Annotated in this window: 13 protein-coding genes; 7 read left to right on the top strand and 6 right to left on the bottom strand. The window is 60.1% G+C overall.

The genetic code is table 11. From position 1 onward, the window contains the following. The first annotated feature begins 41 nt into the window (after positions 1-41). On the top strand, positions 42-947 hold the full coding sequence (locus tag ACRC4F_RS30110; RefSeq protein ID WP_438662575.1) for a LysR family transcriptional regulator: 906 nt from the start codon (positions 42-44) through the stop codon (positions 945-947). A 279-nt stretch (positions 948-1,226) separates the two neighbouring features. After that, positions 1,227-1,403, top strand: a complete 177-nt coding sequence (locus ACRC4F_RS30115) for a hypothetical protein (RefSeq protein WP_176457761.1) — start codon at positions 1,227-1,229, stop codon at positions 1,401-1,403. Positions 1,404-1,412: 9 nt separating this feature from the next. On the opposite strand, the gene ACRC4F_RS30120 is transcribed toward ACRC4F_RS30115, so the two are convergent. Continuing rightward, on the bottom strand, positions 1,413-2,309 hold the full coding sequence (locus ACRC4F_RS30120; protein WP_438662576.1) for a helix-turn-helix domain-containing protein: 897 nt from the start codon (positions 2,307-2,309) through the stop codon (positions 1,413-1,415). A gap of 188 nt (positions 2,310-2,497) precedes the next feature. On the opposite strand from ACRC4F_RS30120, the gene pobA reads away from it, so the two are divergent. Together pobA and ACRC4F_RS30130 are read left to right on the top strand one after the other, a co-directional pair. After that, the gene (gene pobA, locus ACRC4F_RS30125) at positions 2,498-3,682 is read left to right on the top strand and encodes a 4-hydroxybenzoate 3-monooxygenase (protein ID WP_438662585.1); all 1,185 of its coding nucleotides are present in this window, start codon (positions 2,498-2,500) and stop codon (positions 3,680-3,682) included. A 79-nt stretch (positions 3,683-3,761) separates the two neighbouring features. Next, the gene (locus tag ACRC4F_RS30130; protein WP_438662577.1) at positions 3,762-5,279 is read left to right on the top strand and encodes an MDR family MFS transporter; all 1,518 of its coding nucleotides are present in this window, start codon (positions 3,762-3,764) and stop codon (positions 5,277-5,279) included. A 135-nt stretch (positions 5,280-5,414) separates the two neighbouring features. Here the strand turns inward: ACRC4F_RS30130 and ACRC4F_RS30135 are convergent, their stop codons facing one another. The 4 genes from ACRC4F_RS30135 to ACRC4F_RS30150 form a co-directional block, all read right to left on the bottom strand. After that, positions 5,415-6,263, bottom strand: a complete 849-nt coding sequence (locus ACRC4F_RS30135; protein WP_438662578.1) for a cache domain-containing protein — start codon at positions 6,261-6,263, stop codon at positions 5,415-5,417. A gap of 249 nt (positions 6,264-6,512) precedes the next feature. Next, positions 6,513-7,388 carry an ATPase gene (locus ACRC4F_RS30140; RefSeq protein ID WP_438662579.1) on the bottom strand — a complete coding sequence of 292 codons (876 nt, stop codon included), beginning with the start codon at positions 7,386-7,388 and terminating at the stop codon, positions 6,513-6,515. 120 nt (positions 7,389-7,508) lie between these two features. Next, a complete protein-coding gene (locus ACRC4F_RS30145) occupies positions 7,509-8,501 on the bottom strand; it encodes an NAD-dependent epimerase/dehydratase family protein (RefSeq protein WP_438662580.1) in 993 nt (330 codons plus the stop codon). A 54-nt stretch (positions 8,502-8,555) separates the two neighbouring features. Beyond that, positions 8,556-9,449: a LysR family transcriptional regulator ArgP gene (locus tag ACRC4F_RS30150; protein ID WP_438662581.1), complete on the bottom strand. Its 894-nt coding sequence runs from the start codon at positions 9,447-9,449 to the stop codon at positions 8,556-8,558. A 96-nt stretch (positions 9,450-9,545) separates the two neighbouring features. Between ACRC4F_RS30150 and ACRC4F_RS30155 the strand changes: the two genes are divergently transcribed. From ACRC4F_RS30155 to ACRC4F_RS30165, 3 genes are all read left to right on the top strand, one after another. Continuing rightward, complete coding sequence (locus ACRC4F_RS30155; protein ID WP_438662582.1) at positions 9,546-9,947, top strand: ACT domain-containing protein; 402 nt, start codon at positions 9,546-9,548, stop codon at positions 9,945-9,947. Positions 9,948-9,952: 5 nt separating this feature from the next. Continuing rightward, a complete protein-coding gene (locus ACRC4F_RS30160; RefSeq protein ID WP_109634398.1) occupies positions 9,953-10,555 on the top strand; it encodes a LysE/ArgO family amino acid transporter in 603 nt (200 codons plus the stop codon). Positions 10,556-10,731: 176 nt separating this feature from the next. Continuing rightward, entirely contained in the window at positions 10,732-11,328 is a 597-nt protein-coding gene (locus ACRC4F_RS30165; RefSeq protein WP_438662583.1) for a superoxide dismutase, read from the top strand. A 60-nt stretch (positions 11,329-11,388) separates the two neighbouring features. On the opposite strand, the gene ACRC4F_RS30170 is transcribed toward ACRC4F_RS30165, so the two are convergent. Beyond that, the gene (locus tag ACRC4F_RS30170; protein WP_438662584.1) at positions 11,389-11,760 is read right to left on the bottom strand and encodes a DUF6124 family protein; all 372 of its coding nucleotides are present in this window, start codon (positions 11,758-11,760) and stop codon (positions 11,389-11,391) included. Positions 11,761-12,989 lie beyond the last annotated feature (1,229 nt).

The raw sequence follows: 12,989 nt of genomic DNA on the forward strand, positions 1-12,989 counted from the left end.
GCGATGCTTGAACATAGTTTGTTTCTGAAAGCGGGCAAATCATGGATCGTCTTCAAGCAATGCGGGTGTTCGTCTCAGTGGTCGACCTCGGCAGCCAATCGGCTGCCGCCGATCATCTGGACCTTTCACGCCCGGTGGTTTCGCGTTATCTGGCGGAGCTGGAAGATTGGGTCGGCGCTCGCCTGATGCACCGCACCACGCGCAAATTGAGCCTGACCGCCGCCGGCAGCGAAATCCTGCCTCGCTGTCGGCAGATGCTCGACCTGTCCACCGACATGCAAGCCGCTGTCAGCGAGCCGGATGAGGCGCCACGCGGCCTGCTGCGCATCAGCGTCAGCACTTCGTTCGGCCAGGCGCAACTGGCGGATGCCATGGCGGCTTTCGTCAAACGCTATCCCGGTGTCAGCATCGACATGCAGATGCTCGACCGCACCGTGAACCTGGTGGACGAGCGTATCGACCTGGCGATCCGCACCAGCAACGACCTGGACCCGAACCTGATCGCCCGGCGCCTGACGGTCTGCCGCTCGGTGATCTGCGCCTCCCCCGCTTACCTGCGCGAACACCCGGCCCCGCAACGGGTCGAGGGCCTGAGCCAGCACAACTGCCTGACCCATTCCTACTTCGGCAAAAGCCTCTGGCATTTCGAAGAGGACGGCGAGCCGGTGTCGGTGCCGGTGCAGGGCAACATCAGCGCCAATGAAGCCAGCACATTGCTGCGCGCAACCATGGCCGGTGCGGGTGTGGCGATGCTGCCCAGTTATCAGGCGGGCGTACATATCCACAGTGGTGAGCTGATTCGGCTGCTGCCCCATGCCGAGCCTCGGCAGATGAACGTGTACGCGGTGTATGCCTCGCGCAAACACATGCCGGTGGCGCTGCGCAGCATGCTGGATTTTCTGGTGCTCAGATTCCCAGAAGAACCGGCGTGGGATATTGGCCTGTAACCGAACCGATGCAGGCTCACTACCACAGTTTGATTGGGGATACCGCAGCTTTTGTGCTCGACACCAATCCCTTGTGGGAGTGAGCCTGCTCGCGATAGCGGTGGGTCATTCAACAATGATGGCGACTGACCCACCGCTATCGCGAGCAGGCTCGCTCCCACAGGGGGCATCAGTGTTCTGAATGTCGGGGTAAATGCAAAAGCGCCGTCGCTGGCATCTCGCCCGCGCTGACCTATGCTGAAAGTAATACCGAAGGGTATTCGTTCAGAGGTCAACGCCATGAACACCAAAACAAGAAGATACCTCGCCATTTTCATCACCTGCGCGGCGACGCTGGCGCTGTATGGCACCGCTGCCTGGCGTGTCGAGCAGTTGCGACAACTGCCCCGCGACTACGCGAGTTGTAACTTCGAGCGCTGCATTCCCCACAACGCGACCCTCAACGCCCTTCGGTAACGAAGGCGGTCAGGCCTCGTTGTCCTGATCGGCCTTCAAGCGGTCGCGAAAAGCCTTGGGCGAGATCCCCACCCGGCGTCGGAACAGGCGCGTGAAATTGGTGGGATCGGAAAACCCCAACACGTCGGACATTTCGTAAATGGTCATGCTGGTGTAGGTCAGCAAGCGCTTGGCCTCCAGCAGCTGGCGCTCGTGCATGATCTGCAACGCCGGTTGCCCCGCCAGCTCTCGGCAGGTGCCGTTGAGGTGCGAGACGGAAATCCCCAGCCGATGCGCCAGGTCCTCGACCTTGACGTGCTGGCGGTAGGTCTCTTCCACCAGTTGGATAAAACCATTGAGGTATTCCCTGGCCCGTTGCGGACGCTGGCTGGCGGCGCGGCGCGAAATCACCTGACGGCTGACCCAGACCATGATCACGCTGACCAGCGAATGCATGAGCATCTCGCGGGCGGGCTGGTGGCCGGTGTATTCGTCTTGCAGCGCTGAAAACAGGCTGTTGAGGTAGTCGCTTTCCTTGCCCGCCGGGTAGCTTTCGGCTTGGGCCAGCGCGTTCACCGAGTTGCCCAGCTGCGACTGAAGATGGGCCACCAGCGGCGCGGCGAGGGTCACGACGAACCCTTCAACGTCCTCGGAAAACCGGTAACCATGCACCGATAACGGTGGCAGGATCAGGATGGCCGGTTCAGTCAGTTGCGTCTGTTTGCCTTCGATTTCAAGCTCTGCCTGACCTTTGAATACGAAGAGCAACTGGCACAAATCGGCGTGACGGTGAGGTTTGATTTCCCATTGGTGTTCGCGGCTGCGTTTGGAAATGGTTTCACAGTGCAGCAAGTCAGGGGTCGGCCAATCCAGGCTTTCACCGTAGAGCTTGAACACTGGAATCGAAGGCAGGTCAGGCTTGTTCATCACTTCAATCCAGGCCTCAAAGGGTTACGGGCGATAATCGCACCGATTGGCAGAATGTACAGGTATCGGCTCAGTTTTCACCTTCAATTGACAGACCCGCGAGGGAAAAATGCAAGCACTCGATCCATAAAAATCATTCACCGGCTCTGGTCGCGTGAAGCTTGCGAGTCATAAAAACAATGAAAATGCTGAAAACCCAAATCGCTATCATCGGCGCCGGCCCCGCTGGTTTACTGCTCGGCCAGTTGCTGCATAACGCCGGAATCGACACCCTGATTCTCGAACGCCAGGCCCCCGACTATGTGCTCGGGCGAATCCGCGCCGGGGTGCTTGAACAAGGCATGGTAGAGCTGTTGCGTCAGGCCGGGGTGGGTCAGCGCATGGACGCCGAAGGGCTGGTCCATGGCGGCTTCGAACTGGCCCTCGACGGACGACAGGTGCACATCGATCTGCAAGCGCTGACCGGCGGAAAAACCGTGATGATCTATGGCCAGACCGAGGTCACCCGGGACCTGATGGCCGCTCGTCGGGAGGCTGGCGCGCAGACGATTTACCAGGCCGCCAACGTCGTACCGCACGGGATGAAAACCGCAGAACCGTTCGTGACGTTCGAGAAGGATGGCGAAACGTATCGCCTCGATTGCGACTACATCGCCGGGTGCGACAGTTTCCATGGCGTGGCGCGGCAGTCGATTCCAGCTGAGTGCCTGAAGGTTTTCGAACGGGTCTATCCGTTTGGCTGGCTCGGCATTCTCGCCGATACGCCGCCGGTCCACGACGAGCTGGTCTACGCCCGCCACGAACGCGGTTTCGCCTTGTGCAGCATGCGCTCGGCAACCCGCACGCGTTATTACCTGCAAGTGCCGGCGGACGAGAAGGTCGAGGATTGGTCGGATCAGCGCTTCTGGGATGAGCTCAAATCGCGCCTGCCTGCTGCGTTGGCCGAATCCCTGGTGACCGGGCCGTCCATCGAAAAGAGCATCGCGCCGCTGCGCAGTTTTGTGGTCGAGCCGATGCAGTACGGGCGGATGTTCCTGGTCGGCGACGCTGCGCACATTGTTCCGCCTACCGGTGCCAAAGGCCTGAACCTGGCGGCCAGCGACGTCAGCACTTTGTTCACTATTTTGCAGAAGGTTTACAGCGAAGGCCGTATGGATTTGCTGGATAAGTACTCTGAGATCTGCCTGCGCCGGGTGTGGAAAGCCGAACGGTTTTCCTGGTGGATGACCTCGATGCTGCACCGCTTCGACGATCACGACGCCTTCAGCCAGCGCATCAGCGAGTCGGAGCTGGACTATTTCGTCGACTCCGAGGCCGGTCGAAAAACCATTGCAGAAAATTACGTCGGGCTTCCTTATGAGGCTATCGAATAGCCTGCTACCGACTTACACTGGCGAGCATCCCCGTTCGCCTGGCGGCTTGCGGGTCAATCACTGCCCGCAGGTTCCGCCCGTGACCAATCTCAACCAGCCTGAAACGCCCAAACCGGCCATTCGCAGCGTGTTGATCGCCCTGATGCTGGCGATCTTTCTTGGCGCACTGGACCAGACCATCGTCGCCGTTTCGATGCCGGCCATCTCCGCGCAATTCAAGGACGTCAGCCTGCTGGCCTGGGTGATCTCCGGCTACATGGTGGCGATGACCGTGGCGGTGCCGATCTACGGCAAGCTCGGCGATCTGTACGGCCGACGCAAGTTGATGCTGTTCGGCATGGGGCTGTTCACCCTGGCCTCGTTGTTCTGCGGCATGGCCCAGAGCATGGAGCAACTGGTGCTGGCGCGGATCATTCAAGGCATCGGCGCGGGCGGGATGATTTCGGTCAGCCAGGCGATCATCGGCGACATCGTTCCGCCCCGGGAGCGCGGTCGCTACCAAGGTTATTTCAGCAGCATGTACGCCGTGGCCAGTGTCGCCGGCCCGGTGCTCGGCGGTTACATGACCGAATACCTGTCCTGGCGCTGGGTGTTTTTGATCAACCTGCCGCTGGGTCTCGGTGCCTGGCTGGTGGCCAATCGCACGCTAGTGGGTTTGCCCGTGCCGCAGCGCAAACCGGTCATCGATTACCTCGGCACGCTGCTGATGATCATCGGCTTGACCGCTTTGCTGCTGGGCATCACCGAAGTGGGTCAGGGCCATTCATGGCGCAGTGCCGAAGTGCTGGGCCTGCTCGGGTGTGCGGTGCTGGTGCTGGCGCTGTTCGTCTGGCATGAACGCCGGGCGCGGGAGCCGTTGCTGCCGATGCACCTGTTCGCCAACCGCAACGCGATTCTCTGCTGGTGCACGATTTTCTTCACCAGTTTCCAGGCTATCTCGCTGATCGTGCTGATGCCGCTGCGCTTCCAGAGTGTCACCGGCGCCGGAGCCGACAGCGCCGCACTGCACTTATTGCCGCTGGCCATGGGCTTGCCGATCGGAGCTTATTTCGCCGGACGCCGCACGTCAGTGACCGGGCGCTACAAACCGATGATCCTGACGGGTGCGGTGCTGATGCCGATCTCGATTCTCGGCATGGCATTCAGTCCGCCTCAGGCTTTTGTGCTCTGCAGCCTGTTTATGTTGCTCAGCGGGATCGCCGGCGGCATGCAATTCCCGACGTCTCTGGTCGGCACGCAGAACTCGGTGGAACAGCGGGATATCGGCGTCGCCACCAGCACCACCAACCTGTTCCGCTCGCTGGGCGGTGCAATGGGGGTGGCGTTGATGTCGGCGCTGCTGCTGGCGTTGCTGCAGGATTCGAGCTTCGCCCACCTGGCCGGCTCGTCGTTGATTGCCGAGGGCAGTTCGGGGAATGTGTTGCTGGAGGGGTTGAACGCTGCGCCGGGGGAGGCCCAGAACGCCTTGCGCGCTGAATTGCTGCTGACCTTCCAGCATTTGTTGATGGTCAGTGCGGCGGTGTCGTTGCTGGGGTTGGCGGCGGCGGTTGCGATGCCGAATATGCTGTTGCGGGGACGGGAGGATAAGGTCCGGTGATAGACCGAGTCGCCTGCCATCGCGAGCAGGCTCGCTCCCACATTTGATCTTTGTCGTCCACATATGCCGTGAACACTAGAGATCCACTGTGGGAGCGAGCCTGCTCGCGATGGCGTCCTCACAGACACCCATGAATCAAGGGCTGTAATACCCGACAGCCACCAGAAAATGCCCGACCTTCTTCAGGTATGCATGTTTGTCCTCGACCTTGCCGGTCACCGGGTTTTTCCAGCGGTATGCGTATTCGCCGTAATCCTGTTTGGCAATCAATCCCAGGATCGGCTCGCCCACCGGTTTGCCTTCCGGGTCCTTGATCTTGCCGAAGTCGGTATTGATCAGCCGCAGGTTGGTGCCGTGGGCCACGTATCGCTGGGTGTTCAGATCGACGACGAACACATACAGGTCATCCTGCAAATACCCGCCCTTTAGGGAATTGATCGCGGTCAGCGTGCCCTTTTCGTCCTTGGTCAGATCCGTCGACGCTTTGTTCAGCAAAGCCATTGCCTGTTCCGCCGACGCCCGTGGCAGGTAATAACCGACGGCCAGAATCCGCTGGCCAACGCGCTGATAGAACACATGTTTGCGCTCGACCTTGCCGTCGGACCAGTTCTGCCAGCGATATTCGGCCTGCTGGATGCCATTGCCCTCCGGTACGTTCAAGGCGTCCTTGAAGGCTTTTTGCAAATCCGGCCCGAGGGTTTCAGACACATCACGCCCGATCAACGCCGAAGACGGCCCGCCGCTGGCGAGCATCACGCCTTTGGTATCGACCACGAAGACGTAACGATCCTTATCGACAAACTCGCCCTGGCGGCTGAAGGCCGCGAAGGCCTTGTCGCCGTTGTCGTGGTAATACGCCAGGGCTTTTTCCAGCAAGGCCTTGGCGGCCTGGCTGTCATCCTTTTCCGCCGTGGCGGCCTGAACCTGCCCCAGGCACAGCAAAAGCATCGCGCCCAGCACGGCCAACTTGTGCAGCCCCCCCATAATGCATCCCTCGTTCTTGTCGGTGTTTCAAGAGCGTAGACGGCAATGGGATATGTACGAATATTCAGGAAAGCGCAGGCCATTGCGGCAAATGGGTTTTTTGTGGCGAGGGAACTTGCTCCCGCTGGGTGGCGAAGCCGCCCCAAAACCATTCACCGCGGTCCTTCAGTTAATCCGAGTCGCCTGATTGCGACTGCTTCGCAGCCGAACGGGAGCAAGCTCCCTCGCCACAGGTATTCAGTGACCGGCCTATTGCGCCCGGGCGCGCAGTTGTTGCTGCAGATTCTGGATCTGCGCCTGAAGGGTGTTGATGTTGCGGGTGGTCTGGCCGCGGAACGCGTCGAACTCGGCGGTATTGGTGGCGCCTTGCGCAGGCGTCGGGCGGTTGTCCTGCTGACTTTTGAGCACGATCATGTCCTGTTCCAGACGCTCGATGGCGGCGCTCGGGTTGCCCTGTTTCTTCAGCGCGACGATATCGGCCCCGAGGCTTTTGAGCTGGGCGTCGAATTTGCTGCTGTCGTCCGGGGCACTTTTCAGCGCCGCCAATTCAGTGCTCAAGGCTTTGACCTGCGCCTGCAATTGCGTGTTGGCGGTCTGATGTTCGGTGTCCTGGGCGGTCATCTGCGCCAGGCGCTTGTCCAGATCGGTAGTTTGCGCGGTCATCTGCGCCAGACGCTTGTCCAGATCACTGGTCTGGCCGACAACGCCCTGCTGCTGCTTGCTTTGATCCAGCAGTTGGGTTTCCAGCTGCTTGATTTGCAGCTTCAAGGCTTCGCTGTCGCTGGTGACGTTGGTCTGGCTGGCGACCACCTTGCCGGAAATGTCCTGCAAGCGCCCCGCCGCATCCTCACTGATGCGCGCGAAACTTTCCTGGGTCGCCACCAGCTGCTGTTCCATCAGCGAAATTTGCTGAAAGCTCCACCAGGCAAGGCCGGCGAAGGCAAAGAACAACGCGCCGACCAAGGCCCACAGAGGACCGGTGCTGGCGCTTTTGACTTTGACCGCAGGCGCCGTCCGTGAATGCACGGAGGTGCGAGCAGTGGCCGGAAAATCATCGTCATCGGGGACGTCTGCGCGCAGGCTCGGTAAATCGAAGTCGTCGTTGGCATCGTTTCGCATGGACATTGAGTCAACCTTTGTGGAACGCGGTGATGGCTGTATGCGGCGAGTATAAACCCCACGGCCGCACCGATTGACCCTCAACGCCAGACTCGGTTCAGTGCTGGCAGACGGGTAGCTGGAAAGTCAGCGAATGTCCTGGGCCTTCCACCAGCCGCAGAATTCATCCAGGGCTGTCCAGAGACTGACTTTCGGATCGTAATCCAGATAATGCCGGGCGCGGCTGATGTCCAGGGTGAAATTTTTGTTCATGACTTGCATGCCCAGACGCGACAGCGTCGGCTCGGGCCGCCCCGGCCACAGCTTGCACACCCCTTCGTTGAGCGCGGCAACGCTGTAGGCCAGACCGTAGGAACGGTAGCGCGTCACCTGTGGGACTTCCATCTTGCGCATGACGTAATTGACCACATCCCACAGCGGCACCGGCGTACCGTTGCTGATGTTGTAGGCCTTGCCCAGTGCCGAACCGCTGGCCAGCAAGCTGCTGAGCAACGCTTCATTGAGGTTTTGCATGCTGGTGAAATCGACTTTGTTCAGGCCGTTGCCGATAATCGCCAGGCGTCCCTTGCGCTGCATCTTCAGCAGGCGCGGGAAGATGCTCATGTCACCTGCCCCGGTCACGAAACGCGGGCGCAGGGCCAGGGTTTCGAGACCGAATTCCTGCGCGCCAAAGACTTTTTGCTCAGCGAGGAATTTGGTGGCGGCGTAGGGATGCTTGAAACGTTTAGGCACCTGTTCTTCGGTCAGCCCCAGGTGATCACGGCCATCGAAGTAGATCGAAGGCGACGACAAATGCACCAGACGCCGAACCCGCTGCTTCAGGCAAGCCTCGACCACGTTTTCGGTGACCTGCACGTTGCCTTGATGAAAGTCCTGATACCGTCCCCACAAACCGACCGCGCCAGCGCAATGCACCACTGCCTCGACATCGGAACACAGCTCGCGCGCCAGTTCCGGGTCACTCAAGTCGCCAGGGATAAACTCGGCGCCACGGCGCACCAGGTGTTCGACGCTTTCGGCCCGGCGCCCATTGACCCGCACGTCCAGGCCTTGCTCCAGGGCAAAACGCGCAAAACGTCCGCCAATGAAGCCGCTTGCGCCGGTGACCAGAATTTTCATGTAGAGCTCCGATGTGTTTCGTTTTGCGTAATGCGTGAGTCTTGACGCTGCCCGTCAGTCCAACGGCACCAGCCATTGCTTCGACGACCGCACCAATTGATCGGTCAGCAACCCCAGCAGCTGACCGCCGTTGCGCCAATGATGCCAGTACAGCGGCACATCGATGGGCTTATCTGGCAAAAGCTCCTGCAATACACCGCGTTCCAGCTGCTCGCGCACCTGCAATTCAGGCACCAGTCCCCAGCCAAGACCGGCCTCGGTCAAGCGAATGAAGCCTTCAGATGATGGGCACAAATGGTGTTCGAAACCGCCATCGACACCGAGGGAGGCAAGGTAGCGATGCTGTAGGAAATCGTCCGGGCCAAACACCAGCGCCGGCGTTTTCGCTAACAGGTCAGCCCGCACGCCTTCAGGAAAATGCCGGGCGATGAATGCAGGACTGGCCAGCGCCCGATAACGCATAGCACCCAACAACACGCTGCGCGCGCCAGCCACCGGACGCTCGCTGGCGCAGATGCACGCGGCCACTTCGCCAGCGCGCATGCGTTTGAGGCCGACTGTCTGGTCTTCGACGACCAGATCCAGCAGCAGGTGTTGCTCGGCGCAGAAATCACTGACGGCGGCGGCCCACCAGGTGGCGAGGCTGTCAGCGTTCAGGGCGATGCGCAGGCGTTCCGGCAGGCCTTCTTCATCCAGCGCCGGAACCAGCGTCTGTAGATCCCGTTCGAGTAGACGCACCTGCTGGACATGGTTAAGCAACCGCCGACCAATCTCGGTGGGCGCTGGTGGCGTGACCCGCACCAACACCGGCTGGCCGATCCGCGCCTCCAGCAGCTTGATGCGCTGGGAAATCGCCGATTGAGACAAACCCAACACCTGCGCGGCGCGTTCGAATCCGGCCTGCTCGACCACGGCGGCCAGAGCAGAAAGCAGTTTATAGTCGAACATCAGTTTTCCTAATGAGCGATCAGCATGATTGGTTTTTCTTATACCGCGCTGCACCGGAGAATGGCCAGCAAGAACTCTTGAACAAGGATCACCGACATGGCTGGCGAAACTTCATTGGCAACGCTGCTGCGCAGCATGAGCCCACAGCTCAACGACGGCGAATTCGTGTTCTGCACACTGCGTGACGGCCAGTTGCCCGCCGGCCTCGAGATCGTCGGCAGCTTTCGCGAGCAGGAAGGCCTGACAGTAATTCTGGAACGTTCCCACGCGGAACAAGCCGGTTTCAGCTTCGACTACGTCGCGGCCTGGATCACCTTGAACGTGCATTCGGCCCTCGAAGCCGTCGGCCTGACGGCCGCCTTCGCCACCGCATTGGGACAGGCCGGCATCAGCTGCAACGTGATTGCCGGTTACTACCACGATCACCTGTTCGTCGGTCAGGCCGATGCCCAACGCGCCCTTCAAGTGCTGCGCGATCTGGCGGCCAACGCGGAGTAAAACCTATGTGGCAAAGCTATGTGAACGGCCTGCTGGTGGCCGCCGGGCTGATCATGGCGATCGGCACGCAGAACGCGTTTGTGCTGGCGCAGAGCCTTCGGCGTGAACATCACCTGCCAGTCGCAGCACTGTGCGTGACCTGCGATGCCTTATTGGTTGCCGCCGGAGTCTTCGGGCTGGCAACGGTGCTGGCGCAAAACCCGACCCTGTTGGCGGTTGCCCGTTGGGGTGGGGCTGTATTTCTGATTTGGTATGGCAGTCAGGCGTTACGTCGGGCGTGCTCGAAACAAAGCCTGCAACAAGGTGAAAACCAGACGGTGCGCTCGTTGCGCGCGGTGATGCTCAGCGCTTTGGCCGTGACCCTGCTCAACCCGCACGTTTATCTGGATACCGTGTTGCTGATCGGCTCACTGGGCGCGCAACAAACCGAGCCCGGCGCTTATGTAGTGGGGGCCGCGAGTGCGTCGTTGTTGTGGTTTTTCACCTTGGCACTGGGCGCCGCATGGTTGGCGCCGTGGCTGGCCCGGCCGAGCACCTGGCGGATTCTCGATCTGTTGGTCGCGGTAATGATGTTTGCCGTGGCGTTTCAATTAATCGTCGCGCCCTGATTATTCCAAAAGGCTCTGGAACCTCTATTCCACACAGTTGTTGCGTGGTTATGCCGCACCCCCGGTGCTATGATCCGATCCGATGCGCCGCAAAGAGTACAAACTCCCCGGCGCTTGTCTGGCCGCCCGTGATCGGCCTTGCGCTCACCGCAACTGACCTGATTAGGAGAATCATCATGGCTTTCGAATTGCCGCCGCTGCCCTACGCACACGATGCCCTGCAGCCGCACATTTCCAAGGAAACTCTGGAATACCACCACGACAAGCACCACAACACCTACGTCGTGAACCTGAACAACCTGGTGCCAGGCACCGAGTTCGAAGGCAAGACTCTGGAAGAAATCGTCAAATCTTCCTCGGGCGGCATCTTCAACAACGCCGCACAGGTCTGGAACCACACTTTCTACTGGAACTGCCTGGCGCCAAACGCCGGCGGTCAACCAACCGGCGCGCTGGCTGAAGCCATCAACGCTTCCTTCGGTTCGTTCGACAAGTTCAAAGAAGAATTCAGCAAAACCTCCATCGGCACCTTCGGTTCCGGTTGGGGCTGGCTGGTGAAAAAGGCTGACGGTTCCCTGGCCCTGGCCAGCACCATCGGCGCCGGCAACCCGCTGACCAGCGGCGACACCCCGCTGCTGACCTGCGACGTCTGGGAACACGCTTACTACATCGACTACCGCAACCTTCGTCCGAAATACGTCGAAGCGTTCTGGAACCTGGTCAACTGGAAATTCGTGGCTGAGCAATTTGAAGGCAAAACCTTCAAGGCTTAAGATCGACGCCAGACAAAAAACCCGGCTTTTATGCCGGGTTTTTTTATGGGCTGGAGAAAGTCAGGTCGCTTGCGGATCGACGTTATCCAAGGCTCGGTTCACGGCGAGCTCGGCCAGCATGATGATCTGCTGGATTGCCAGCGCCGTATTGCGCTGCGGGCCAAGCAGGTTCGCGGCGAAATCGCTGGCCATGACACTCGCCGAGGCCAGGGACTCGCAGACTTGGGCCAGGAGACTTTCGGTGTCCATGTTGGGGGCGATCATGAACATCGTGCTCGGGCTACGGGGTTTTTCGAGGTATTGGTCTGGCGGGTCGAGGTAGTAATCGAGGGCGCGTTTTATGGCTTCGCGGTCTCTGAGGAGCGCTTCGGCTTCGGGGGCTTCGGAGGTGGGTGCGGTGTTGACGGGTGGATCGGGAATCAGCTTATTCATTGTATGCTCTTTCTCGGTTGGAGCCATCACTTGCCGTTTCTCACGCGACGAAGGGGTGGCAGCTATGTGCGGAGTGAGAAACCGGTCAGAGCCCAAACCCGGCCGGACCGAAGTCCGCCCGCACACAGCCGCCATAGAGCATTGTCGACAGAGGATAAGCTGGCGGCAATTATGGTTGTACTGGTGTTGTATTAACAGGCTTACCGGGTTCTCACACCCGGTCGCTGAGTTTTCAGCGACAGCCAGAGGTTAGAGACAGAGCTTCCTACCCGGCAACCTGAAAAATGTGTGGGAATTCGCTGTGTTTCTTACACATCTTTCAACACACAAAAATGGAACGCGGAGCGTCCCGCGCGGCATTCCCACGCGGAGCGTAGGGAACGATCAATCGGGGGCAGCAGAAAGAAATTGGTCGGCTGTCAGGGCGCTATCGCTGGCAAGCCAGCTCCCACAGGGGAATGGGGTACATCTGCAAGATAATGGTCGGCTGGCAGGCCGCCATTGCTGGCAGGCCAGCTCCCACAGGGGTTTGGGGTGCATCAGCAAGAAACTGGTCGGCTGGCAGGCGGCCATCGCTGGCAGGCCAGCTCCCACAGGTTCGGTGAACACCTGCTAGAGACTGGTCGGCTGTCAGGCCGCCATCGCTGGCAGGCCAGCTCCCACAGGTTCGGTGAACACCTGCTAGAGATTGATCGGCTGGCAGGCCGCCATCGCTGGCAGGCCAGCTCCCACAGGTTCGGTGAACACCTGCTAGAGATTGATCGGCTGGCAGGCCGCCATCGCTGGCAGGCCAGCTCCCACAGGGGTTTGGGTGCATCAGCAAGAAACTGGTCGGCTGGCAGGCCGCCATCGCGAGCAGGCTCACTCCACAGTGGATCGGCGTACACGCTTCGCTTCTCACCACTCAATAGGTCGAGCGTTAGCTCGCCTGCTTTTGATTTTGATCTGCCCGCCCCTTTCGGAAGGCTGAGTGGAGGTGTTCATCCGGGGAGTGGCGCGAAGCGCCGTTCGACGCAGTCGAACACGCTGCATGTAGGTGCAGCGAAGCCAACCGGAGGGCAGTGTCCCCGGATGGATACCGGAGCGAAGGAACGCCGAGCCTAGGCGAGGGGCCGGACGCTTGGGGCGAGCGTTTTTTTGCTTACTTTTTTTAGGCGCTTGTAAAAAAAGTGAGTCGCCGTAAGGGCGAAACCGCCAGCCGCCGTTACCGCAGGAATGGATATGTACAC

The organism is Pseudomonas sp. (assembly GCF_051660785.1).
Classification (GTDB): Bacteria; Pseudomonadota; Gammaproteobacteria; order Pseudomonadales; family Pseudomonadaceae; genus Aquipseudomonas.